Here is a 23,506-nt window from a genome sequence, read left to right on the forward strand (position 1 = left end):
TCTATACTGGCCTCAATGCAATTAGCCGGAGTCAGCCATGATCGATCTTCGACATCTTAAAACTCTTGTGGCATTAAGAGATGCCGGTAGCCTTGTCGAAGCTGCAGAGCGGGTTCACTTAACCCAATCGGCCCTCTCACACCAAATCAAAGATCTCGAAGAGCGCCTAAACTGCTCGCTGTTCATCCGCAAAACCAAACCGATTCGTTTTACCTCTGCGGGTCAACGCATCCTATCGTTGGCGGATGACATTCTACCGATGATCCGAACAGCAGAGCGCGATATTGCTCGCTTAGCGGGTGGTGAAGTCGGTCGTTTGAATATCTGTATTGAGTGTCATAGCTGTTTTGATTGGCTCATGCCAACCATCGACTCATTCCGCAAAAATTGGCCTGAAGTTGAGATGGATCTCTCAACCGGCTTTACATTCCAGCCACTGCCAGCGCTGGCTCGTGGTGATATCGACCTTGTTATCACTTCAGACCCAGAGCCAAGAAACGGCATTCACTACGTTCCACTGTTCAGCTACGAATCGATGCTAGCGCTAAGCCGCCAACACCGACTCAACGCTAAAAAGCAGATTGAGCCGTCGGATCTATCGGAAGAGACTTTGATCACCTACCCCGTCGATCAAAACCGTTTGGATCTGTTCACACGATTTTTAGATCCTGCAGGTATCGAACCTCAAGAAATTCGCACGGCGGAGTTAACCGTTATGATGGTGCAGCTGGTTGCTAGTGGTCGAGGCGTGGCTGCACTGCCAAACTGGGCACTGCACGAGTACCTTGAAAAGCAGTTCATCAATGCCAAGTCATTAGGTGAAGAGGGTTTGTGGTGCACACTCTATGCGGCTATCCGCGAAGAGCAGAAAGAGTCAGACTTTATGCTGGACTTCCTAAGCACTGCGCAAGAGATCAGCTTTAAACGACTCAACGGCATTAAAGCCGCGATCACAAAGTGCGAACACAACGATGAGTAAAGCTCAAGCCGTTACACGATCGATCGAAGCGATCAGAGATGAGATGGTGCGTTTATCACTCTGGGAAGCATCGCCACCAACCCAGGAAGCGTTAAACAGTCAACAACCCTTTTGCATCGACACGCTTAAGTTTACTCAGTGGTTGCAGTGGATTTTGATCCCTAGGCTTGAAGCCCTTTTAAAAACAAACATTCCTCTTCCCGACTCCAGTGCTATTCACCCTTATGCCGAAGAGGCACTGAAGAGTCGTAAAGAGAACACGCACTTAATCGCTCAGATTCAACAACTCGATAGAGCACTCAGCGGGGATAGTAATGGCTGAAAGCTACGGTCTATTTGAACAGATACTGCTTATTTTTATTGGTGCCGTTGTAGCCACCACCCTGTTTAGACGCTTGAAACTACCCGCCATTCTCGCCTACCTAGCTATGGGCGCCCTGATTGGCCCGTTTGCACTTCAAGTTGCGCACCCCGATCAGATGGCGCTGCTTTCAGAGCTAGGCGTTGTATTCCTCCTTTTCATGCTGGGTCTAGAGTTCTCGTTGCCGAAAATGATTGCCATGCGCAAGACCGTTCTCGGCTTAGGTTCAGCCCAAGTAATTACCACTTCCGCTATTTTCATCGGCTTATCACTACTCATGGGGATGGAGTTGGCACCATCCATTGTTCTCGCCGGTGCATTAGCTTTATCTTCAACGGCCATCGTGACCAAGGAGCTCATCCGACTCCAGCAGCTAGGCCAACCGCATGGGCAACTATCCTTTGGGATTCTACTATTTCAAGACATTGCCGCTGTCGTCTTTCTGATCTTAGTCCCTGCGCTTGGAACCAGCACCGCTGAAAGTAGCGAATCCATAATCTGGCCTCTACTGCAAGGCGCTGGATTACTCCTACTCCTTCTCATTCTTGGGCACAAAATTCTTCCCGCACTGTTTAATGAGGTTGCACGTGAGCGCTCGGATGAGCTTTTTGTTCTAGTTGCACTAGTCACCGCTATGACAGCGGCTTGGATTACTCACGCAGCCGGCCTATCAATGGCTTTAGGTGGCTTCTTAGCGGGCATGATGTTGGGCGAGAGTCATTTTAAGCATCAACTTGAGAATGACATTCGCCCATTCAGAGATGTGTTGCTAGGACTCTTCTTCGTCACTGTGGGTATGCAGCTTGATCTGTCTGCACTGGTTGAAAATATCCACTGGGTTATTTTAACGACTCTGATGTTGGTCACGGCAAAAACCGTCGTTATTTTGCTGCTAGGTCGTCTGTTCGGCAATAACGCAAACACCTCCTTAAAAGCAGGCATCAGCCTGGCTCAGGGCGGTGAATTTGGCTTTGCCCTACTCGCGGTTGCTTTGACCTATCATGTGATCGACAGTGACCTAAACGCTGTTTTAGTCTCCACCATTATCATTTCGATGGTCATTACACCTATCCTGTTAGATAAAGCCGATTGGATTGCAGAACGCTTTTTCCCAACCGCAAACAGCGCTGAGTCTGTTCCAGAACATCAGCATGCCACTGCCGCCAGCCAACATCACGATCTAGCCGACCATGTCATCATTTGTGGCTACGGTCGTGTTGGGCAGATTGTGGCTCGTTTTCTGAAACAGATGGGGATTCAATACGTAGCCATTGATCCTGATCCGGTTCGTATTAAAGAGGCCTCTTCAGCCGGTGAGCCCGCCTATTACGGCGATGCCAAACGGGTCGATATCATGCGAGGCTTGGGCGCTGCGAAGGCCCGTCTTATTATTCTGACGCTGCCTAACCCCAAGTCTAGCCTTGAGACATTAAAACAAATTAAACGTGAATTCGGTGACATCCCAGTACTCGTTCGAACCCAGGATGATTATCACTTAGAGCAGTTTCAGATATACGGCGCAGCAGAGGTGGTGCCGGAGGCGCTTGAGGGTAGCCTAATGTTGGTCTCTCACGTCCTCACACTGCTGGATGTACCCGCCGATATCATCAAAGAGCGGATTCGTACCGTTAGATCACAACGCTATCGGATATTGCATGGTTTCGTGCATGGCGGACAATCCCTAAAAGCGGATTTAGACCCAAGCCGAGTGATTCAAAAGCACGCGGTTACTCTCTCTGAAAACGCTTATGCTTGTGGCAAAACCTTGGACGCCCTCGACCTAGAATTAGAGATCAGCTCACTGATTCAACAGGGTGAGCAGATCGACAATCCATCGGGTACTCTTCTACTTAATGAAGGCGATACATTGATTCTGAACGGTTCTCCACGTGAAATTGAGCAGGCAGAAGAGAGGATTCTTCTCGGCAACCTGTGATTCGCTCGCCGACATGGTAAAATCGCGCGCTCAGAAAATGGAGTCAGCGATGAGCGATCAACAGGTAACCTTAACCGCACTATTCAAACAGGCCGGAACCGCGATGCGTATCTACGATCTCGGCCGTCGCATCAGGGCATTCAGTGCTGACGAGTTTGAACGCATCGAGACTCAAGCCACCCCTTACCCTACTCCCTATCTGCAGCACGCCTGGATAGCTCTCCTACTTTGGAATCCTGAGTCTGCAGATGAGAATGCCGTCTGGTTTTTAAAGTTACCGCTCGATGAGCAAGGGTTTCTGCTCAGCGCTGTTCGTGATGATATCGTCAATCGCCTCCTGCAAAACGTTCAATCCAGTATCGACGGTGTTCCGACAGAAGACAGCCTAAAGGAGAATCCTTTCGCGTTTAAACCAATCGATGAAAAGATGGCACTGTTTCATGCGAAAGCGGCTCTAGATAACCAGCAAGCAGCATCTGCCTATTATGAGCCTGTGCAGCAGTTTATCAGCCAACCCAACCTTGATACAGGCTGGGAGAACTTGTCACTTCAGGGCTTGGCTGATTTTGTTGTAAGACTTGAACAGTCCGGTAATGAAGCCACTCTTGTGAACGCACTCAATCAGCTTCCAGAAGGCTTACACGCACAGGTTCTTGGGTTGCTTGAGCACGCAAAGCCTAGCAGCGATCTATCCAAAATGCTGTTGCAGCAGCTAACAGAGGCATTAAACGAAAACAGAGACCCAGTGCTCATCTCGCTTCTTGTCCGTGCGCTCTCAAGTGCTAAAACAGAAAGTCATACGCATCAGGCGATTGAAGCTGTTCTTAATAGCAGAGCAGCACAGAGTGCTGAGTTGCTCGCTGCGATCGCTACCCGTTGTGAAAACGCGCTGCTCGAGCCAACACTTCTAACTCTGTTTTTAGAAGCGTTAGCCCAGTGTGATGCTGGGCAGAACGCCTTCAGTCGCATCCTGGCAGACCTAATGTACCTGCCTGTTCATCGAGTATTGATGGTTCAAGCGCTTCGCTCATCCTCGGTGTCCGATGCACTGAAACAGGCAACCGATCTAATGTTCGGCCCACACTTTCGCCAACCACAATAGGCTCTTGCAATGAACAGTGTTCGCGCTATCGCTCACCGATTAACTCGTCAGACTGGCGATCAGTCATTTCACCTGAAAGAGCAACCTATAGGGTCAGAACTGAATGCCCGAAAACTGCTAAACGAAATCGATCAGGTCTTCACCCGCAGGGCCACCAAGCGATATGGCCGCTTTGCGGATGAAGCAACGAGCTTCAAAGGACTACTGCTGAACTGGCAAGAGAAGGGTCTAGACCTAACTCAATTCAGCTCCAAAGTGATCGAGTTGTTAGCGGTGATGTTTGAGACTGAGGATTTAGAGACTGATGGTTACTGGGCGTTCATCGAGCAAGATGAAACTGACCTACACGAACTCTGGATAGCGCAATTAAAACAGACCGATGGTTGGTGTTTTGATGAGAGCAATGAGCTGATTGAATCAGAACAGATTGAGTTTTCAAAAATGGGGCTCTGTTGCTGCATCGATCTAAAGCGCCTGTTTGACCCTAGCGCCAGTCGCTACCTAACCTTAGGCTTCGGTTTTGGTGACCGCTCTGCCACTCGAGCTTTGGGAGAGTTTATTGGCTTCTTCGATACGGTGGATACCCAAGCTGACACAGAGCGCTTCATGGAGGTGGTTCGTGACTACAGCGCCAATATGCCGGAAGAGGCTGGTAAACGTTATCAGAAAGAGGTTGCCGAGTTCTGTATAGAGCAATCCAAAGCGGGTGAGTCCGTTAGTTATCGTGACCTAACCGCCTCGGTTGAAAGCGACCAAGAGGTTGGGTTTGATCAATACATCGCTTCTGAAGCCCCAGAACTTAAAGAGCAGTTCATTCCCGATCGCGCCAGTCTGAAAAAATACGTTCGCTATACGGGTAGAACGCGTGAGGTATCGATCAGCTTCAGCAATGAATCGCTTGGAAAATCGATCTCTTTCGATCCAAACAGTGAAACTTTGACAGTAAAGGATCTGCCTGCGAACCTGATCAAGCAGCTCAAAGAGCAACTCGAGCCAGAGATTAAGGAGTAACCGATGCACTTTTTCATCATTATCGCAGGGGTCGCTTTCTTCATCTATTGGAAGTTTTTTAGACCTCGCCAGTTAGAGGTGTTTATCGTCTCGGTCATTGCCACAATGATCACGATGACCCTGGTTGCCATTGTGTTTGATGATGTGAAACTAGGCTTTCTCTTTTCGGTATCGATTCTGGGGTGGAGTAAGCTGTTTGACCAACTAATCAGCGATCAAAATGCCTCGAAAGTATCGAAGCACCTTAAACGCTTTCTTGGGAGAAAATAGTTCTTTTGGATCTGGCTATTGAGTAGTGGGCAGCGTCCAACCACGATCTTGAGCTGTTGCTAGACTCTGCTGGTACTGTCGCGAGCGCACATTGGAGCCCTCAGGCAGGGTCAAGTAATAGAGCAGTTTGCAGGCTTCAGCCTCATCGATCTGATGAGTTTTAGCAAACTCGAGCATGGTGGTTGCATGCGTCACTTCGCTTTTGTCTTCAATCGCAACAGGCACCGGTTGATCAATCGTCTCACCAGCACGCACACGCTTTGAGATCATATCGTAATAGTATCGAAAACGCGGGTAGATATTGGCTTCTGATTCCCCTCGAATCTCATACCAACCGGTCTGCTTGGCAGCCTCATATACAGCAGGGTGAGACCAATCATGAAGATGATCGCCCGCGTATCGACAAGCCTCTTGGTAAGCCTCATAACTACTGGGAAGGCCAAAGTCTGCTCCAACCTCTTTTAGCATGTTGAGGAACTCTGAGATGGATGGCATCCAAGCCAACGTCTCTTTACAACGATTAATAGCCGCTACCAGTTCATTTTCACCATAGCCAGAGATGCTCATTGCCCACTCACGTTTGGCAATCATAATCTCCTGCTCGGTTTCAAAAGCACTTTTGAATTTATGGCCATAGATCGCCATAAAACGAGCAAACACCATGTTGACCATCGCTTTGGTCTCTTGGCTGATCAGCTCGCGTTGTGGCGCCTCATATTCCGGCGTGCTGAGTGCACGATTACCAGTCGAGGTTTTTGAGGTCCATGACGGCTGCGGTAACCCGTTTTCGGTTTTCCCGAGTATCTCGTCGACTTTTTTCATGCTGCCCACCGGCCTGTGAAGATTCGTTAAAACGTTCAGCTTTAGCCGAACGACTCTCTTGATCGCGAACGGCGCGTTTTACCCAGGCTAGGAATTTCTGGTTCCAAACGCTCTGGTGATCAAGTTTATCCAGATAGTAGAGTGTGAATTCGTCAAGATGCGACTCCGCAAATTGAGCTTCGATGCCGTGCTGCTGAAGCAATTGATAGAAACTCTGATCAGGCCTCCAAGAGACATCCATACGAATTTGAAGTTTGCGTTTCTGTTCAGCCGCTTCAAAAATTTCGTCCAACTCATTAGTTGATCGACGCCAACCTCCACCGAAGCTTGGCGGCACATTCTGTCTAGAGTTTGGCAAACGATGAGTTTGAGGTCGAGCAGCTGTCGGTTGGCTGGCTATCGGGGCTTGTTTCGTTGCAGGCATGGCAACGGAGTGCGAAGCACCCTTTTCAAAACTAATCAGCAGTTGGTCACCCGACACTTGTAGACCAAATAGAGATTCGGATGCCAGTGTGTAGAGATGCTCAAGCAACTGTGCATCATTCCAGAAAGGACAGCGCGCCTGCAACGACGAAAATGAGAGAGTTAATTCATCCGCCCTTACCATCAGACGATACTGTTCAATTAGACCCAACAGCAGAGCACCATCCACACCATACTTAGATGCAAGGGATGGGGAGACAAATAGAGGCTGTTCAGGTAATTCGCTCATTAATACACTCTCAAGATTGATTTATCATTTTAACAGCGCCATTTGATCCATAACAGTAGAAACATCATTACTGTTTGAACTCTTGTGGAAAGTATTCAGTTTTTAAGTAGACTGAATTGAGTCTTAGTATAAGAGTGACTTATGTTTCCAGAGAAAATGAACCCTTTAAGGGCACGCCGTTTAGGGATTGATACACACCACGAACCCAACATCTATCTTCGTTCTGATAGCTCTGTCTGCAAATCTGAAGGATTTAATAGCTTAACGCGCGTTCTGGTCTCTACTGAGCAAAATCACATGATCGCCACCCTTAACATCGTAACAGGAGACCTGATCGACGAGGGCGAAATTGGCTTATCTGAATCTGCTTGGGAAAAACTTAAACTGATAGGACATGAGTCCATATGGCTGTCTCACCCAAGGCCTGTGCACTCTCTGTCGCATGTTCGAGCAAAGGTCTATGGCCATAAATTGAATGAAGAGCAGTTTAGCGAAATTATCAATGACATCGTTGATGAACGTTATGCTGATGTTTACCTAGCCGCCTTTATTACGGCCTGTGGTGATGACAAGCTAGATGATGAAGAGATCACCTCACTGACTCGCGCGATGATTAATGCCGGAAGCACCATCGACTGGGGGTTGGAACAGGTCCTGGATAAACACTGTGTCGGCGGCTTACCCGGTAACCGCACCACACCCATTGTGGTCTCAATATTAACCGCTGCAGGATTAACTATTCCTAAGACCTCTTCACGGGCAATCACCTCGCCGGCCGGTACGGCTGACACCATGGAGACGCTCACAGATGTCAGCCTTACGTTAGATCAGATGCGAGAGGTCGTACACTCCGAGGGTGGCTGCCTTGCTTGGGGAGGGTCAGTAAGACTGAGTCCTGCTGACGATCTTCTCATTCAAGTAGAACGCGCACTCGATATCGATAGTGAAGGGCAGCTGATCGCCTCTGTTTTATCAAAAAAAGTAGCCGCAGGCGCGACCCACGTTTTGATCGACATTCCAGTAGGCCCTACCGCTAAGGTTAGAGATGATGAAGCCGCCGATAAGCTAGCAAACAGTTTTAAACGGGTGGCTGATAACTTAGGTGTCACTTTAGCCATTGTTAAAACAGACGGAACTCAACCGGTCGGTGAGGGAATTGGCCCGGCGCTTGAAGCACGCGACATTGTCAGAGTGTTAAAGTGTGATGAGCAGGCGCCTCAAGATCTGTTAAATCGAGCGGTCTACCTAGCCGGAGCAATGCTCGATCTAAGCGGCAAAGTAACACCGGGCGAAGGTGAAAAGCTGGCTAGGGAGTTGGTGACTACGGGGAAAGCTTGGGACAAGTTTGTTGCTATCTGTGAAGCACAAGGCACTATGAAAGAACCGCCGATAGCCCACTATCGTTATGAGATGCTGGCTGAAAAAGACTGCTCTTTAGCGACCGTTGATAATCGTATCCTAGCCAAAGTCGCCAAGTTGGCCGGAGCGCCAGCTGATGCAGCGGCGGGGGTTGATCTACATGTTAAAGTTGGCGATCAGATTAAACGCGGACAACCCATGCTTACGATTCATGCAGAACACATCGGCGAGCTCAACTATGCGGTTGACTATCTGCAATCACACCTGCAAATTTTAACCTTTGGTGAATAGGTGACTTATGAAAAACTCCATTCTATTTAATCTATCTCCAAGCCACCCTATTCCGGATAAACTTGCTGAAGCGACCGGTCTCTCACCAGGTCAATTTGAAATCCGTCACTTCCCTGATGGGGAGACGTTTCTTAGGGTGGATACCGACGTAGCACAATCTAACGTGGTTATTTTCTGTGACCTCTACCAACCCAATGAGAAACTTTTTCCACTACTGAGTTTTGCCGAAAACGCGCGAGAACTAGGCGCTCGCCATATCTGCCTAATCACACCCTATCTTCCGTATATGCGCCAAGACAAACGTTTTCATACTGGCGAGTCGATCACCTCTAAGCACTTTGCTAAGCATCTATCCCTCGCCTTTGATGCACTCATTACGGTCGATCCACACCTACACCGCTATCCAACATTGGACGCGGTATACACACTCAACGGTATGGTCTGCACGGCACAAACGGTGATTACCGAGTTCCTAAAAACTCAAACCGATAACTTATTGTTGATCGGCCCAGATGAAGAGAGTGAACAATGGGTTGCCGCCATCGCCAACGCATCCAATCGCCCTTATCAGATCCTGTTGAAAGAGCGATCTGGTGATTACGATGTCTCTATTACGGAGCCTGAACTGGCTCAATACAAAGGATATCGTCCTGTATTAGTCGATGACATTATCTCCAGTGGCAGAACCATGCTGGCCACCATCGAACATCTGGAGTCAGCAGAGATGGGCAAACCATTGATCATCGGGGTACACGGCATTTTTGCTAAGGATGCACATGCACTATTGAAAGATATTGCCGATATTCACACCTGCAACAGCATTGTTCATGAGACGAACTCATTAGATCTGACATCGATCATCGCAGCGCAATTGTTGAGCTATCTCGAACAACTGTAATGAAGAGTCGTTTAAACGTTGAACTGATCGAGGATTTTCTGACTGCTTGTGAAGCAGATGAACTGCTCACGGAGCTCACAAACACTTTAGAGTGGTGCCAAGAGAGTATTACCCTCTATGGAAAAAGCCACTCTATTCCAAGACTCCAGTGTTTTGTAGCATCAAAAGGGGTTCGTTATCGTTACTCTAATCTGACGATGGAGGGTAGCGGCTTTCCGAACATTATCGAATCCATTAAAGACAAAATCGAGTCAACGGCCAACCACTCATTTAATGCCGTGCTTTGTAACCTCTATCGAGATGGGCACGACAGTATGGGGTGGCACAGTGATAACGAGCCAGAACTGGGCGAACAGCCTGTCATTGCGTCACTATCACTTGGAAGCACTCGCACCTTTCGATTTCGAGATTTAAAGAGTAGAAAAGAGAACGTCGACTTTGAGCTCAGCCACGGTTCTCTGCTGATCATGAACACAGGCGTTCAAGAGTGTTGGGAGCACTCAGTGCCAAAACGTCTTCGCGTTAAGCAACCGAGAATCAATCTAACCTTCCGACGGATCGATCCAGCTCGCTAGCCAACGCATAACAGGTTCTGCCGGCTCAGGATCTTCATTGGCATCAACATAGAGCGGCTCGACCAGCGATTGAGCTTTCAGATTCGTAAACACTTCAAACAGTCGTTTGGCCGCCCCATTGAAATAGTCATAACTTGAATCCCCTAACCCTACCAATGCAAAGCGCTGATGCGTTAAATCGGGCTCTTCATCTAAAAGGTCACAGTAGAGGGGCATCAAACCGTCTGGAATGTCTCCCATGCCCGTCGATGCCGTCATAATCAGCAGGTAAGCTGACGGATCAAGATCAGAGAGCTCGGGTGTATCTAACCATTCACACTGATGCCCATGAGCGGTCAGAAAATCCTGACACTCATCAGCCAATTCAATAGTAGAACCATAAACGGTACCGACGATGATTTGAAACTTAGCCATCCAATAATCCTGCTGGAGAGCCGCTTATATTAGCAAAGTTAATAAATAACCAAGAGATCTATAACCAAACTAGTTAAGAAAAACTTAACCTAAGCAGCATCTATTATTAACGCTTGTCTCTAGCCTATCATTAGAAACAGTTAATATAAAAACAATAGAGGATCACTGATGAGAAACCCACTGTTTCACCCAATGAGTTACGACATGGTCAACGACAATGTTGTTAGAACTCGTGCCGCTTTTCTATTCCTAGTTCCGGTTTCTATTCTTGTTATCTTCTACAACACGATCAATGGGTCAGCATTCATCGTTGATCCCAGTACACTCGAGGATACTTGGGAGACCAATATGGCTGGGCAGATCATCTACTCCGCCGAAGTCGTTCGACAGGTCTACGACTGGACCCCACAAACTTATCTATTACTCTATGTCCTTTGGGAGATGGTGCTAAGCCAAAGCAAACGCACAGCCTGGCTCTGCCCCCTGTTTTGGATTGCCGGTGCTATGAACCGTCACCACAAACCGGTCTACCGCCCATACCAGCCTAAGAAGTTTGCTTGGAAGATTGGTACCGCACTGGTTGCCGCCTGCCTTCTGTTCTTCAACCCGGTACCGGTTGCCGAATTTGTAAACAGCCTCACAGGAAGTGAACTGCTGACAACCACTCAAAACTGGATGCCTCGCTGGACACCTCTAGTGACCATTCCTCTCTGTCTAACCTTCATGTGGCTTGAAGCTGCTGCAGGATGGTGTGCCGGCTGTTGGTTCCACTCGGTGCTGGTAAAAGTTGGTATTTTCAAAGAGCACTGTGACACCTGTGTTGACAGCAGCAACGACTAAAAGACGATAGCTAGTTCACTCAAAACCTTATAAATTGTGAGGATCTTACACGATCTATACGGTCCTCACTGACATGCCACATCGATCACGTTTGAATTCAGTACTCCCTTTCACTGCACTGCGTGAAGTCTTTAAAGAGGGGTACCGTTTTGATCATTTCATTAAAGATCTACTCGCCGGTTTAACCGTCGGGATCATCGCAATCCCGCTCTCTATGGCACTCGCCATTGCCAGCGGTGTACCTCCACAGTTCGGTCTCTATACAGCGATCATTGCCGGTATCTTGATCCCTTTAACCGGTGGTTCTAGATACAGCGTTTCAGGCCCAACGGCTGCATTCGTAGTCATACTCTATCCAGTTGCTCAAAGTTACGGCTTGAATGGACTTCTACTGGCAACGCTTCTGGCCGGTTTCATTATGCTCACGCTTGCTTTCGCAAGGTTGGGTCGATTAATTGAGTACATACCCGAACCGGTGACTCTCGGCTTCACCAGTGGCATCGCCGTCGTTATCGCAGTGCTGCAACTCAATGATTTCTTAGGCCTTCATATTACTGAGATGCCTGAGTTCTTCTTTGCCAAGCTTGTCACCCTGTTTGCCCACCTTCCTGCCATTCACACCGGGGAGCTCGTTGTCGGATTGGTGACACTGGCCTCATTGATCATGTGGCCAAAACTTAAGACGCCTATCCCAACCTATCTTCCAGCGGCCATTGTCGGAACCTTAGCGGCTTTTCTATGGGGCTTTAACGAGATAGAGACCATTGGCACCCGCTTTCACTATCTATTACCTGATGGCACCTCTGGAGCAGGCATACCTCCTGTTTTACCCAGCCTCAGATGGCCTTGGCAGCAACCAGGCCCTGACGGCATCCCTCTTGATTGGAACTTATCGCTGGTCATTGAACTACTGCCTGCCGCGTTCTCAATCGCGATGTTAGGCGCCATTGAGTCACTGCTCTGCGCGGTTGTACTGGATAGCATGAGTCAAAAACGACATCACTCCAACGGTGAGCTACTGGGTCAAGGGATCGGCAACCTGGTAACGCCTTGGTTTGGTGGTATCACAGCAACCGCTGCACTGGCTCGATCGGCTACTAACTATCGAGTTGGTGCGGTCTCCCCAATTGCCGCCATCATACACTCGCTGGTCGTACTGGCAGCTATCCTATTGCTCGCTCCTTGGTTAGCGAAGATTCCTATGGCAACCATGGCCGCAATGCTCCTTCTGGTTGCTTGGAACATGAGTGAAGCGCCAAAAGCGATTAAGTTAGTACGACAGGCCAATTTGGGTGATGTTTTGGTTCTGTTTAGCTGCTTCTCGCTGACCGTCATCTTTGACATGGTGATCGCCATTTGCGCGGGCGTCGTGCTAGCGGCACTGCTCTTCATGCGAGACATAGCACAGATGACTCAAGTAAAAGATATCAGTGGCGTGCGTAAACATGTCCCTAAGCCGCTCTCTGAAAGAACCGCCGTCTACAAAATCAACGGACCGCTTTTCTTTGCCGCCGCTGACCGAGTCTTTGACCAACTAGAGCACCTAAGCCAAGGAAAACAAAAAATCATCTTATACCTAGATGGTGTATCGATACTGGATGCCGGCGGACTGTCGGCGTTGGAAGGTTTCATTGAACGTCGAATTCAGGATGGCTGTGAAATCGTGTTGGCGGATCTGCAGTTCCAACCGTTAAAAACCGTCTCTCGATCTGACCTAACACCTCTACCGAACCAGTTAAGTTTTACCGCCACCTTAGCAGAAGCGCTAGAGTAGATCTGATAGAATTCACAACATAACCATTCGAGAGAGACTATGGCCACCGCATCTGCAGTACACATTTTGGTAAAGACCAAAGAGGAAGCTTTGGCGATTTTAGCTGAGCTTAAAAAGGGTAAGAAGTTCGATCAACTCGCTAAAAAACACTCTATCTGCCCATCAGGTAAGAAAGGTGGCAGCCTCGGTGAGTTTCATCGTGGCGATATGGTCAAAGCCTTCGATGATGTGGTCTTTAAACGCCCTATTCTAAAGGTTCATGGTCCTATCAAAACCCGTTTTGGCTACCATCTAATTAAGACTCTCTACCGCAACTAAAAAAATGTGTAAGGATCTCCAAAGTCTCACGACTAAGTACTGAACAAAACGTTCAATACCTATTTTTGGAGATCATTATGAAACATTCACAACTTCTAGGTCTGACCTCTTCGGCTCTGTTGCTCACTACAGCGATGTCCGTTAACGCCGCTCAAACCAATCCATTCTCAAGCCAAACGCTGCCACAAGGTTATATGCAGGTTGCAAGCTCTCACGCCGAGGCTAAATGTGGCGAGGGAAAATGTGGGGAAAACAAAGCGAAAAAAGCACTTTGTGACGACATGAGTAAAGAGTGTGAACACAAAATGAAACAGGAAGCAAAGTGTGGTGAGGGCAAGTGTGGTTCTGATAAAAAGTCCACTGAAGCCAAGTGCGGCGAAGGGAAATGTGGCTCTACAGGCTAATAGCTATGGGGCCTAATGCACCACAGCAAAGGTCCCTTTTAAGTGACTGACGGAGTAATTGACCATGTTACAACACGATTCAAACAGTGCGAGTGCAGAGGTTGGGTTAGGCTTTCGCAGAGAACATATCACCGAGCTAAACCCACAGACAGAGTATCCAATTAACTACTTTGAAGTCGCTCCAGAGAACTGGCTTCACGTTAGTCCTTCCTTACGAAGAGAGTTCAGAGCGTTTACAGAAGCTTACGCATTCAGAGCACACGGACTCTCTCTATCGCTGGGTGGAATAAACTCACTGGATACCGCATTTCTCAAACAGGTAAAAGCTTTTTTAGACCTGCATAACATCGAACATTTCAGTGAACACCTCAGCGCTTGCTCTGACCAAGGACATCTCTATGATCTTATGCCTGTTCCGTTTACCGAAGAGGGCGTTAAGTGGATATCTCAGCGTATTAGGCAGACCAGCGATATTCTGAATCGCCCAATCGCCATAGAGAATGTCTCATACTATTCACCGTCGCTGATCGACATGACGGAGTTGGAGTTCCTAAAAGCGATTCTTGCTGAATCAGACTGTCGTTTACTGCTGGATGTGAATAATCTTTATGTGAACAGTATTAACCACGGATATGACCCTTACCGGTTCATCGAGACACTTCCGACTGATAGGATCGAATACATTCATGTTGCAGGACACTACGTCGAGCAGCCAGATCTTTTAATCGACACTCATGGCGCCCCTGTAGCGGATCCTGTATGGGCGTTGTTAAAGCAGACCTACCGGCAACATGGTGCTCACTCAACTCTGTTAGAGCGAGATTTCAACATCCCACCTATGGTCGACCTGCTTAAAGAGACCGAGATCATTCGCACTCTTCAACGAGAGGTGTCACATGACTATGCAGCCGCCTAGCCAGTACCGCGATTCAGTCGTTGAGTTTGGACAAGCGATCAGAAACCCAGATCAAAAGCATCGGTATGATTCGATCAGAATGACGATCTATCAAGAGCTCTTTTTAAATAATATCCATGCTTTCATCAGCACCGCTTTCCCGGTGACTAAGAGCCTTTTGAGTGAACAGCTGTGGCAGAGCTCAATCCAGCAATTTTTGACTCATCATCACAGCCACTCACCACTATTCACAGACATTTCGACTGAGTTCCTCTCCTTCATCGACAAAGAGAGTAGTGACTTTCCAACACATCTGATTGAGTTGATGCATTACGAGTGGCTTGAATTGAAGCTCGATGGAGAGATCACTCAGATAAAAAAAGGCACAACGCCCCAGCTCGATTCAATTATTACTGTATCACCAGTCTCTCAGCTCGCGGTTTATCAATACCCAGTGCATTTAATGCGGCCTGGTTTTGAACCCTATAGAGAGACGACTCATCTTCTCATCTATCGAAGTTGGAATGAGCAGATCTGCTTCGATCTATTAACCGCTAGTTCAGCACTACTGTTTCAATCGCTGATTGAGTCAGAACAAACTCTAGAGCAGCAATTAGAAAATTTAGCACTCCAGTTAGGCACTGACTGTACAGAATCATTTAAACAATTCGGTGTTGATCAAACCATTCAATGGTATCAATCAGGTTCGGTCGCTGGCGCACTGCATCAAACGAAGGATTCATCATATGAACGTTAGTTGTCTCGTTAAATATCATAATAAAACCATTAACTTCATTCAGCACGGCGATTGGCTAGCTCCCCTACTTCTACGAGCCTATCTTGCACCCATTCTGTTGCAGGCTGGATGGAATAAACTCAACCATTTTGATCAGACCGTTGCTTGGTTTGCAAACAGCGAGTGGGGGCTTGGATTACCCATGCCCACTTTGATGGCCGCCTTAGCCGGGGGAGCGGAGTTTTTTGGAGGAGTTGCGCTCATCTTAGGCTTCGCTACTCGTCTGTTCACTATCCCTTTGATGGTCACAATGCTAGTCGCTGCATGGACTGTCCATTGGCCAAATGGTTGGCTAGCTATTTCGGACGCCTCTAGTTGGTTAGCCAATGAGCGTGTCATTGCAGCGAGTGAACAACTGATTAAAGGTAGGGAGTTACTTGAAACCTATGGTCATTATGATTGGCTCACTGAGAATGGGCGATTTGTGATCTTAAACAATGGCATAGAATTTGCTGCCACCTACTTCATTATGCTTCTGGTTTTAATGTTTACCGGGAGTGGACGTTACATAAGTATCGATTATTGGCTAAAAAAACGCCTACACTGTTGATAAGGGCACAAGGTTATTAGTGATCATGAATGACGTAATAGAGAAAGAGGTTGAACAGAGCGACTCGGTAGAATCAAAACTGTCAGCGATTCGTCCAAAGCTACTCGCCTTCGCAAACATGCATCTGAATGGCGCTGATGATGCAGAGGACGTTGTTCAAGAGACGTTAACGGCGGCATGGCATAAAAAAGAGCAATTTAAAGGAAGTTCCAAGTTTGAAACTTGGGTATTTAGCATCCTGCGATATAAATTGCTGGACGCCTATCGGGATAAAAAACGAATAGTGCCTTTTGAATACGTCGATATGCCAGACCCAAACTCTGAACTTTTTGACAACAAACAGCACTGGGCACCCAACAAAGAGCCCAACAAATGGGCTAATCCAGAAGCAGGTCTGGAGAATGATCACTTTTGGCAGATATTTGATATTTGCGTCTATCAGTTACCGGCCAACAGCGCTCGAATTTTCTCAATGCGAGAACTGTTAGGTCTAGAGACTGGTGTGATTTGCGAGTCACTGTCGATCAGTGAAGCAAACTGTTGGACACTGCTTCACAGAGCGAGATTGAAGCTAAGAAGCTGCCTTGAGAAGAGCTGGTTTCAAGATCAAGGAGCGCGAGCATGAACAGTATTACATCGTGTAAACACGCGACCGAATTAATGTCCCAAGCTCTGGATACCGACTTAGCTTTTGGTAACAGAAGTTGGTTAGTGACTCACTTGATGATGTGCCACAAATGCCGCGAGTGCCAACGCCAGTTACAACTTCTTAAAGAGGCAACTGCAATGCGCAGAAAACTGATGGAAGATTTAAATCCTAAGGATTAAAGTTTCCCAAGCCACTCTGAAACAGTCTCGACCAGTTCCGATTTATGAGTCTTGAAGTAGTGCTCTGCCCCTTCAACAACCAACTGTGCTGACTTTGGATTACCTGCTTTTTCCAGCATAGCCAGACGTTCAGGCGCTTTTCTGATAACAGCCGGGAAATCCTCACTACCATAAAGGTCTAAGACTGGCATTGGCATTTTATCGAGCTGAAAAGGTTCGACCATCGGCTGTTTATAGTCGGTGGCTCCCATGCCGATTCCGACATAGGCATCAAAGGAGGCTAAACTGGATTCAGGTTGGTTCTTAATCCAGCGTTGCGCCATGTGTGAACCACAACTGTGAGCAAGCAGAACAACTTTACCACCCTGCTCTCCCGCAAACTCAGTCGCAGCCTGGAAACGAGGAGCAGCTGCATCAAAGATATCGACGTAGTCAAAATATTTAGCGCTCTTTTCCAGCACCGGAAGTTGAATACTGAGCGTATTCCAGCCCGCTTCAACCAATCCCACTCGTAAAGGGTTTACAACACTCTCCCAGTCGGCGTGATAACCACGCCCATGAGCGATGATTACTGTCCCTTTTGGCTCGTCAGCCTCCATAAAGATGGCCAGAAACTCCCGATCACCGTCACTGAGTTCTATAGGGTCGCCATCAAAGATGACATCAACAATCTCATCCACCATCCGTTGTTCACGCTCAAGATCAGGGACTCGTTGAGCATAAGCGACGGAAGCGAGCATCGATAACCAGACTGTAAATGCTAGAGGGCAGATAGATAGACGCATAAACAAACTCCTAAGATTAATTAGGTACATTGAGTGTATTAAAGCAGAATACGAAAGGGTGTAAATATTGAGTCACTTTTAAAATAAATTAATAACTTAGGGAACTTTTCAGGAAAACCTATCTCTATATAGATAAGTGTCACAATGTTCATTAATGGTACAAAAGCAAACTCTAATGAGAATCATCGCAACCTCTTTAATCTGCTCAACACTGCTGGTAAGCGGATGCTCAAGCGTGAGTTACGACACAGCTCATAAGCTTCGTATCAATGGTGATGTAGTCACTGCCCAGTGTGAATCATCTATGTCTACGGTCACTGAGCATGAGAAGTTGAAATGGGGACGTAATATAGCAACGCCCATTTTGACAGTAGCGACCGTTGGATTGGCACCCATCATCATCGGGGCCAACGCAGCCTTGGACTATGTCGATCGCAAAAATGCATCCAACATGTTGGAGAGTTGCGGCAAGAATCCTCTCAAAGAAGAGCAGATACTTGCTGATGTTGGCACTAACGCCATAGTAAACGTTGCAATAGGGGCGGTTGATGTGGGTGGTGTGCTATCACCTGTTAGCTCAAACGCTGCAAACTAGCTATAGGTTCTACTCGGCGCCCAACCGATACGCATCGTGGCAGGCAACACACTGCGATGTAAGATCGGCCATTTTCAAAAAAATCTCCTGACTCTCTTCGGTAATCTCTGCATCCCTGAGCGTCGTCGCTAACGCGTTAGCTTTCGTGTGCATCCCGTGACCCAACATCTGCATACCAGGAGGCATATACTCTCGAGCTGAATGCAGACCATTGGCGCCGTGACTGTTGCCAAAACCAAGATGCTGCTCAATCGCTTCTGCAGCCTGAACATAGTCTCCAGAGGCCAGATTCATTAGGGCTAGGTTAACCCCTCTCAGGTGGTCTCGCATATTCTGCAAAGTAAGATGGTATTCAGCTTCAGGGAACAACACGAGTTCTCTCTGGTCATTGACGACAGGCATGGCCTCCTCTTCAGCCATGCCGAGATGTTTCATCATCATCTCATGATCCTGTTGAGTCATTTTACTGTGGTCAACGGACATCTCTGCCATTGAAGAGCTTGAGACTGTCATCAAAAGTACGGCTAAAGAGAGTGGTGTCAGTTTTTTCATGCTAAGCCCTGCAGGTGTATGTGTTCGATCAAAGAATAATAGCAGAGGTTCAAAATTAATAAGACTTTTTCAAAGCAGAAGAGGATAATGGTAATAAGGCTCTTATTTATGGTTATAAATAGTAAGGGTCGCTATTAACACTGAGGAAAGATGATGAAAAAGCTTTTAAGCATCGCAACCGCTGCGGTATTTGCAGGTACCACATTAACTGCAATCGCCAGCGACGAACACATCCAGCTATGGGACAAAATGAACGCTTATACCGTTGAACTTGAAGACGGCCCAATGGAGATCACTCGAGTTAAAACTCCACCTGCGTTGATTAAAGGTTACCTACAACCCATGGTTCCTGCAGAAGGTGTAACGCCCGTTGGTGAGATCGATGTGATCGAAGCGATTGGTAAAGAGAACAACATGATCGTTGATATGCGTATGAAAGATCACGTTCTTCAACTAGGTACCATCCCCGGATCTATCAACATTCCATACACTGAAGTTGCCATGAACATGGATCAATTCGGTTGTGAGAAAGAGGGTGAGGGTTGGAGCTGTGCAGACGTTACCACTAAGATCTACGCTTTCTGTAACTCAAGCACCTGTCCACAAAGCCCAAGCGGTATTCGTGCTATGATTCGTGAAGGCTACCCAGCAGAACTGATCTACTACTACCGTGGTGGCTACCAAGATTGGACCATTCATGGACTTACAACGGTTGAGGGTGAACTCTAATTGACAGAGTGAGCTGATAAATATTCTAAAGAGGCCTTAGGGCCTCTTTTTTTATTCCTGTTCAATGAATAAAATAGGCTAAATTTTGATCAGGAATATGAATTGAACACCTACTCTCTAAAAGCCCTCATTATCTCAGCCGTGTTATTGGCCAGCGGCGCTCTCAAAGCCGATGATTCTGCTAGAGCCTTCTACCAACTTGCCGAAAGACCGGTCACACTGATTGATATGGGATTTTACAGACTCAACCTTGATCTAGATAAGCAGTTAATCCCAAACATAGCGGATCTTCTTAATACCCGAGACGAGCAGATTGGCATGCGTGCTTACCTCTCATCTTCTCCTGAGACCGATATTATTTTAATCGTTGAGGCACGCCTTAAGGGTGCGTTTGATGATTCCCGAAGCACGCGAAAAGCAAAAGCACTGTGCGACAAAATTACCGCTGAATCCGCACTCTATTTCTTTAGAAATCCTTTAATCGATTACTTTCAGACATTTGACCCATTTGAAGACCCACTCCCTAAGGAGTTAGAGGGTCATCTTGAGAGTGCGCTCCGCCTCAGTGCAATTGTACCCACCAAAGAGGGGTTACCTGAATATCGTTGCATGCGACCGCTTAAACTTCGTTAAAGCTCAACGATTCGGCGCTTAACACCGCTCAACGTAAACGCATCACGATCGGCCGCCGCCGGGAAACGAGATCTATAATCCATAAGGTCGTCTTTATTCAGCGAAACAGATTCGATCGTGGCTTGAAAAGGCTCACTCTCCTTTAATAGCTCACCATCAAACGAGATCACCCGACTGTCGCCAGCATATTCTAGTCCATTTCCGTCGGTACCAACTCGATTGACCCCAACTACATAGGCTAGGTTTTCCACGGCTCGCGCCTGAAGCAGAGAGCGCCACGCGACTCTTCTAGCAGCCGGCCAGTTAGCCACATAGAGAAGCAGATCATACTCATCACAATTTCTTGACCATACTGGGAATCGAAGGTCATAACAGACCAACGGCATAACTCGCCACCCTTTGTAGTGAATAATGACGCGCTCTTCACCGGCCGTGTAGTGATTTGGTTCATCACCCATAGTGAACAGATGGCGTTTGTCGTATTTAGCGACACGCCCCTCAGGGGTGATAAAGAGGAAGCGATTTCGATACTCCCCTGCCACAGAGACGGAGAGACTGCCTGCCAGAGCTTTCCCGCTTTGAGACGCGAGTCCAATCAACCATTGTAAGTTCTTGCCATCAATCGGCTCTGCACAGGTTTCAGGTGACATGGTAAAACCTGTTAAAAACATCTCAGGCAGAACGACAATATCGCAGCTATCCAAAGCCAACACTTGCTTTTCGATAGCCTTGCGGTTGGCCTGAGAGTCCTCCCAAGCAAGATCGATCTGAAGATAGCTCAGCGTTAAATTCGACATAGGCGTTCAATCGCTTTATCAAGGGTGTCATCCGCTTTGGCGAAGCAGAGACGGATACAACCTGTCTGCTCACCGTTTGAGTAGAACGGCGAAAGAGGAATCGCTGCGACACCCACCTCATCAATCAAACGCAGTACGAATTGATCATCAGGCTCATCGCTGATCGCTGTGTAATCAACCAACTGAAAATAGGTACCACTCGAGTTGAGCAGTTTGAAACGGCTGTTTTGCAGCCCATTAGCCAATCGATCGCGTTTTTGAGTAAAGAAACCCGGCAGTGTTCGTGGGTAGTCTGGCTCTTCAACCATAAAGTCCGCTATCGCATGTTGAATCGGGGTGTGGCTTGTGAATGTGACGTACTGGTGAACTTTGCGCAGCTCTTTGGTTAATGGTGCAGGCGCAACACAATACCCAGTGCGCCAGCCTGTGACGTGATAGGTTTTACCGAACGAGGAGACAATGAACGAACGCTCAATCAGCTCAGAGTGTGTATTGACACTGTGGTGCACTTGGCGGTCATAGACCAGATGCTCGTAAACCTCATCGCTGATGATCAAAATGTCGGTGCCTCTGACAATATCAGCCAGCGCATCCAAATCGGATCGCTGCCAAATAGACCCTGTAGGGTTATGCGGCGTATTAATGATGATCATACGGGTTTTAGAGGTAATGGCTTCTCTTACCTCATCCCACTGCACCGAAAAAGCGGGCGGCAGTAGCTTAATGTGAACCGGTACTCCACCATTAATCTCAATGGCAGGCTGATAGCTATCATAGGCGGGATCAAAGACGATCACCTCATCACCGGGCTGAATCACAGAGGTAATAGCTGAGTAGATCGCCTCTGTTGCACCTGGCGTTACCGTCACTTCATTGGTTACATCCAAATCACGACCATAATAGTTTTTAACTTTGAGTTTAATCTGTTCCAGCAGTTTGGGAACACCGGCCAAAGGGGCGTATTGATTGTTGCCTGATGTAATCGCACGACCAACACCGTCAAGTAATTTCTGTGGGCCCAGGTAATCTGGAAAGCCCTGTGACAGGTTGATTGCCTGCTTTTCAGCCGCTAACGCAGACATTGTTGTGAAGATGGTTTCACCGACAGAAGGCAGTTTAGTTTTGGGGTAGTTCAGCACGCTTGGCTCCTAAAACTCTCGTATTGTGGGCTCTTTTTTTATCGCTTTTTTTAACCGTTCGAGAACCTCTGCAATGCGTTCTCGACCTTTTCGATCATATAGATAGTTGGCGAGACCTTCACTCGCTTTTTGTTCGCCATCAAGCCCTTCATGTATCTTGAGGCAATCAATCCTAGCCTCTTCAAGTAGTGGATCTGACTGTATTGGCAAGCCTAGAAAGAGATCCCACTCGGTCACTTTGGCTTCTCCAGAGAGCACACGCTCAAGTAGATTGATCACCGATACTCTTGTTGGACGATAACTGGGTGTTCTGCCAAAGGTCAGTGCCGCGACTAACAGTAGAGTAGCCAGCAGGGTAAAGATAAATACTGGCAGGATGGACATCAGTGCACCCGATGCATCTCATGATCGATCAGACGTTGAGCCGCCGCGTGGATTCGCTCTTGGCATTCAGCCTCCACTTTCAGCATCTCCATCTGAAATTTTCGCTGTGACTGTTTATCCAGCGCTTTCCAATCTTGAAGAATTGGAATATGGGAAGTTTTACCGTAGACCTCTTCAATCACTTGGTAGTCAGGATCTTGATGCAGCGATGCGTCATAATTATCAATCATCACTTTTAGACGCATGCACCCTTCCGTCAAAGTGATCTTGTCATCGTGCAGTATGGCATTAGAGATGATACGAATGCTCTCTGTTAGATAACGTCGATTGGCTGCTGCCTCTACCGCCAACTTCTCCTCTTGCTCGGCTAACTGACGCGTTATCTCTCGCTGTTCACGCAACTGTTTGGTAATAAACCAGGCAAGCAGTGCAATGGCTATCACACCAATTAAGATCAGGGTGTATACTAGACTCTCGTTCATGTTCACTAATCCATTACCATGTTAATTCTCGATTCAAACGCACAGCTAGGAACTCTTATTGAGGAGCTCTACTTAAAACCAACCGGAATGACTGCAGAGCAAGCTGCTGAGTTATGCGGTCTTGATACGAAGGAATTCAGCGCTATTCTAGCCGGTGAGCTGCCAATGAACCACAAAAGAGCGCTCGCACTCTCTCGGGGCTTTAATACTCACATCAGTTTTTTTCAGAACTACATCCCCAGCAAATCCGATCAATAACTCAAAACCAGTCACCC

31 protein-coding genes are annotated in these 23,506 nt (G+C 47.5%); 22 read left to right on the top strand and 9 right to left on the bottom strand.

Annotated features, from left to right (window positions below; translation table 11 throughout):
- Nucleotides 1–37 precede the first annotated feature (37 nt).
- From XMA127_RS05645 to XMA127_RS05670, 6 genes are read left to right on the top strand one after another with little or no spacing between them, the layout of a single operon-like run.
- Entirely contained in the window at nucleotides 38–979 is a 942-nt protein-coding gene (locus XMA127_RS05645; protein ID WP_173499007.1) for a LysR family transcriptional regulator, read from the top strand.
- A complete protein-coding gene (locus XMA127_RS05650; protein WP_173499008.1) occupies nucleotides 972–1,301 on the top strand; it encodes a YqcC family protein in 330 nt (109 codons plus the stop codon). The genes XMA127_RS05645 and XMA127_RS05650 overlap by 8 nt, the downstream gene beginning before the upstream one ends.
- Nucleotides 1,294–3,276, top strand: a complete 1,983-nt coding sequence (locus XMA127_RS05655) for a monovalent cation:proton antiporter family protein (protein WP_173499009.1) — start codon at nucleotides 1,294–1,296, stop codon at nucleotides 3,274–3,276. Before XMA127_RS05650 ends, XMA127_RS05655 begins: the two co-directional genes overlap by 8 nt.
- Nucleotides 3,277–3,325: 49 nt before the next feature.
- The gene (locus XMA127_RS05660; protein ID WP_173499010.1) at nucleotides 3,326–4,378 is read left to right on the top strand and encodes a DUF3549 family protein; all 1,053 of its coding nucleotides are present in this window, start codon (nucleotides 3,326–3,328) and stop codon (nucleotides 4,376–4,378) included.
- Nucleotides 4,379–4,387: 9 nt separating this feature from the next.
- The gene (locus tag XMA127_RS05665) at nucleotides 4,388–5,389 is read left to right on the top strand and encodes a nucleoid-associated protein (RefSeq protein ID WP_173499011.1); all 1,002 of its coding nucleotides are present in this window, start codon (nucleotides 4,388–4,390) and stop codon (nucleotides 5,387–5,389) included.
- Nucleotides 5,390–5,392: 3 nt separating this feature from the next.
- Nucleotides 5,393–5,659, top strand: a complete 267-nt coding sequence (locus tag XMA127_RS05670) for a hypothetical protein (RefSeq protein WP_173499012.1) — start codon at nucleotides 5,393–5,395, stop codon at nucleotides 5,657–5,659.
- A 15-nt stretch (nucleotides 5,660–5,674) separates the two neighbouring features.
- On the opposite strand, the gene XMA127_RS05675 is transcribed toward XMA127_RS05670, so the two are convergent.
- Together XMA127_RS05675 and XMA127_RS05680 are read right to left on the bottom strand one after the other, a co-directional pair.
- Nucleotides 5,675–6,481: a replication protein P gene (locus tag XMA127_RS05675; protein WP_254449940.1), complete on the bottom strand. Its 807-nt coding sequence runs from the start codon at nucleotides 6,479–6,481 to the stop codon at nucleotides 5,675–5,677.
- Nucleotides 6,399–7,193 (bottom strand): DnaT-like ssDNA-binding domain-containing protein, encoded by a 795-nt coding sequence (locus XMA127_RS05680; protein WP_173499013.1) that lies wholly within the window; start codon nucleotides 7,191–7,193, stop codon nucleotides 6,399–6,401. The genes XMA127_RS05675 and XMA127_RS05680 overlap by 83 nt, the downstream gene beginning before the upstream one ends.
- Before the next feature lie 141 nt (nucleotides 7,194–7,334).
- Between XMA127_RS05680 and XMA127_RS05685 the strand changes: the two genes are divergently transcribed.
- The 3 genes from XMA127_RS05685 to XMA127_RS05695 are packed head-to-tail and all read left to right on the top strand — an operon-like array spanning nucleotide 7,335 to nucleotide 10,316.
- Nucleotides 7,335–8,843, top strand: a complete 1,509-nt coding sequence (locus XMA127_RS05685) for a thymidine phosphorylase family protein (RefSeq protein ID WP_173499014.1) — start codon at nucleotides 7,335–7,337, stop codon at nucleotides 8,841–8,843.
- A gap of 7 nt (nucleotides 8,844–8,850) precedes the next feature.
- Nucleotides 8,851–9,741: a ribose-phosphate diphosphokinase gene (locus tag XMA127_RS05690; protein WP_173499015.1), complete on the top strand. Its 891-nt coding sequence runs from the start codon at nucleotides 8,851–8,853 to the stop codon at nucleotides 9,739–9,741.
- On the top strand, nucleotides 9,741–10,316 hold the full coding sequence (locus tag XMA127_RS05695) for an alpha-ketoglutarate-dependent dioxygenase AlkB (protein ID WP_173499016.1): 576 nt from the start codon (nucleotides 9,741–9,743) through the stop codon (nucleotides 10,314–10,316). The genes XMA127_RS05690 and XMA127_RS05695 overlap by 1 nt, the downstream gene beginning before the upstream one ends.
- Here the strand turns inward: XMA127_RS05695 and XMA127_RS05700 are convergent.
- Nucleotides 10,284–10,730 (bottom strand): flavodoxin domain-containing protein, encoded by a 447-nt coding sequence (locus XMA127_RS05700; protein WP_173499017.1) that lies wholly within the window; start codon nucleotides 10,728–10,730, stop codon nucleotides 10,284–10,286. The two genes, XMA127_RS05695 and XMA127_RS05700, sit on opposite strands and share 33 nt — an antisense overlap.
- A gap of 168 nt (nucleotides 10,731–10,898) precedes the next feature.
- Here XMA127_RS05700 and XMA127_RS05705 point away from each other — a divergent pair, with 168 nt between their 5' ends.
- The 9 genes from XMA127_RS05705 to XMA127_RS05745 all read left to right on the top strand — a co-directional run bounded on the left by XMA127_RS05705 (nucleotide 10,899) and on the right by XMA127_RS05745 (nucleotide 17,135).
- On the top strand, nucleotides 10,899–11,570 hold the full coding sequence (locus tag XMA127_RS05705; protein ID WP_173483244.1) for a DUF4395 family protein: 672 nt from the start codon (nucleotides 10,899–10,901) through the stop codon (nucleotides 11,568–11,570).
- A 73-nt stretch (nucleotides 11,571–11,643) separates the two neighbouring features.
- A complete protein-coding gene (gene dauA, locus XMA127_RS05710) occupies nucleotides 11,644–13,344 on the top strand; it encodes a C4-dicarboxylic acid transporter DauA (protein ID WP_173499018.1) in 1,701 nt (566 codons plus the stop codon).
- Nucleotides 13,345–13,383: 39 nt separating this feature from the next.
- Nucleotides 13,384–13,662: a peptidylprolyl isomerase PpiC gene (gene ppiC, locus XMA127_RS05715; protein WP_173482006.1), complete on the top strand. Its 279-nt coding sequence runs from the start codon at nucleotides 13,384–13,386 to the stop codon at nucleotides 13,660–13,662.
- A 77-nt stretch (nucleotides 13,663–13,739) separates the two neighbouring features.
- Nucleotides 13,740–14,066: a hypothetical protein gene (locus tag XMA127_RS05720; protein ID WP_173499019.1), complete on the top strand. Its 327-nt coding sequence runs from the start codon at nucleotides 13,740–13,742 to the stop codon at nucleotides 14,064–14,066.
- A 64-nt stretch (nucleotides 14,067–14,130) separates the two neighbouring features.
- On the top strand, nucleotides 14,131–14,982 hold the full coding sequence (locus XMA127_RS05725; protein WP_173499020.1) for a DUF692 domain-containing protein: 852 nt from the start codon (nucleotides 14,131–14,133) through the stop codon (nucleotides 14,980–14,982).
- Nucleotides 14,969–15,718 (top strand): DUF2063 domain-containing protein, encoded by a 750-nt coding sequence (locus tag XMA127_RS05730; RefSeq protein ID WP_173499021.1) that lies wholly within the window; start codon nucleotides 14,969–14,971, stop codon nucleotides 15,716–15,718. Before XMA127_RS05725 ends, XMA127_RS05730 begins: the two co-directional genes overlap by 14 nt.
- Nucleotides 15,708–16,307, top strand: coding sequence for a DoxX family protein (locus tag XMA127_RS05735; protein ID WP_173499022.1), 600 nt, complete (start codon nucleotides 15,708–15,710; stop codon nucleotides 16,305–16,307). Before XMA127_RS05730 ends, XMA127_RS05735 begins: the two co-directional genes overlap by 11 nt.
- Before the next feature lie 25 nt (nucleotides 16,308–16,332).
- The gene (locus XMA127_RS05740; protein ID WP_173499023.1) at nucleotides 16,333–16,932 is read left to right on the top strand and encodes a sigma-70 family RNA polymerase sigma factor; all 600 of its coding nucleotides are present in this window, start codon (nucleotides 16,333–16,335) and stop codon (nucleotides 16,930–16,932) included.
- On the top strand, nucleotides 16,929–17,135 hold the full coding sequence (locus XMA127_RS05745) for a zf-HC2 domain-containing protein (protein WP_173499024.1): 207 nt from the start codon (nucleotides 16,929–16,931) through the stop codon (nucleotides 17,133–17,135). Before XMA127_RS05740 ends, XMA127_RS05745 begins: the two co-directional genes overlap by 4 nt.
- Here XMA127_RS05745 and XMA127_RS05750 read toward each other — a convergent pair.
- A complete protein-coding gene (locus XMA127_RS05750) occupies nucleotides 17,132–17,920 on the bottom strand; it encodes a DUF3530 family protein (protein ID WP_173499025.1) in 789 nt (262 codons plus the stop codon). The genes XMA127_RS05745 and XMA127_RS05750 overlap by 4 nt on opposite strands.
- 235 nt (nucleotides 17,921–18,155) lie before the next feature.
- Between XMA127_RS05750 and XMA127_RS05755 the strand changes: the two genes are divergently transcribed.
- Entirely contained in the window at nucleotides 18,156–18,515 is a 360-nt protein-coding gene (locus XMA127_RS05755; protein WP_173499026.1) for a hypothetical protein, read from the top strand.
- Nucleotides 18,516–18,524: 9 nt separating this feature from the next.
- Here XMA127_RS05755 and XMA127_RS05760 read toward each other — a convergent pair whose 3' ends face one another.
- Nucleotides 18,525–19,067: a hypothetical protein gene (locus tag XMA127_RS05760; protein ID WP_173499027.1), complete on the bottom strand. Its 543-nt coding sequence runs from the start codon at nucleotides 19,065–19,067 to the stop codon at nucleotides 18,525–18,527.
- Between the two features lie 153 nt (nucleotides 19,068–19,220).
- Between XMA127_RS05760 and XMA127_RS05765 the strand changes: the two genes are divergently transcribed.
- On the top strand, nucleotides 19,221–19,796 hold the full coding sequence (locus tag XMA127_RS05765; protein WP_173499028.1) for a rhodanese-like domain-containing protein: 576 nt from the start codon (nucleotides 19,221–19,223) through the stop codon (nucleotides 19,794–19,796).
- Between the two features lie 102 nt (nucleotides 19,797–19,898).
- Complete coding sequence (locus tag XMA127_RS05770; protein WP_173499029.1) at nucleotides 19,899–20,429, top strand: hypothetical protein; 531 nt, start codon at nucleotides 19,899–19,901, stop codon at nucleotides 20,427–20,429.
- Here XMA127_RS05770 and XMA127_RS05775 read toward each other — a convergent pair.
- Genes XMA127_RS05775 through XMA127_RS05790 form a run of 4 tightly spaced genes read right to left on the bottom strand, consistent with a single transcriptional unit; the run spans nucleotide 20,426 to nucleotide 23,231 of the window.
- Nucleotides 20,426–21,226 (bottom strand): amidohydrolase, encoded by an 801-nt coding sequence (locus tag XMA127_RS05775; RefSeq protein WP_173499030.1) that lies wholly within the window; start codon nucleotides 21,224–21,226, stop codon nucleotides 20,426–20,428. The two genes, XMA127_RS05770 and XMA127_RS05775, sit on opposite strands and share 4 nt — an antisense overlap.
- Nucleotides 21,214–22,365, bottom strand: a complete 1,152-nt coding sequence (locus XMA127_RS05780; protein ID WP_371731512.1) for a methionine aminotransferase — start codon at nucleotides 22,363–22,365, stop codon at nucleotides 21,214–21,216. Before XMA127_RS05780 ends, XMA127_RS05775 begins: the two co-directional genes overlap by 13 nt.
- A gap of 9 nt (nucleotides 22,366–22,374) precedes the next feature.
- Nucleotides 22,375–22,749 (bottom strand): hypothetical protein, encoded by a 375-nt coding sequence (locus tag XMA127_RS05785; protein WP_173499031.1) that lies wholly within the window; start codon nucleotides 22,747–22,749, stop codon nucleotides 22,375–22,377.
- Nucleotides 22,749–23,231 carry a DUF2489 domain-containing protein gene (locus tag XMA127_RS05790; RefSeq protein ID WP_173483252.1) on the bottom strand — a complete coding sequence of 161 codons (483 nt, stop codon included), beginning with the start codon at nucleotides 23,229–23,231 and terminating at the stop codon, nucleotides 22,749–22,751. Before XMA127_RS05790 ends, XMA127_RS05785 begins: the two co-directional genes overlap by 1 nt.
- Nucleotides 23,232–23,249: 18 nt before the next feature.
- On the opposite strand from XMA127_RS05790, the gene XMA127_RS05795 reads away from it, so the two are divergent.
- Entirely contained in the window at nucleotides 23,250–23,489 is a 240-nt protein-coding gene (locus XMA127_RS05795; RefSeq protein WP_173482015.1) for a hypothetical protein, read from the top strand.
- The last annotated feature ends 17 nt before the right edge of the window (nucleotides 23,490–23,506 follow it).

Origin of the sequence: Marinobacterium sp. xm-a-127 (genome assembly GCF_013283425.1) — a bacterium.
Lineage (GTDB): Bacteria > Pseudomonadota > Gammaproteobacteria > Pseudomonadales > Balneatricaceae > Marinobacterium_E.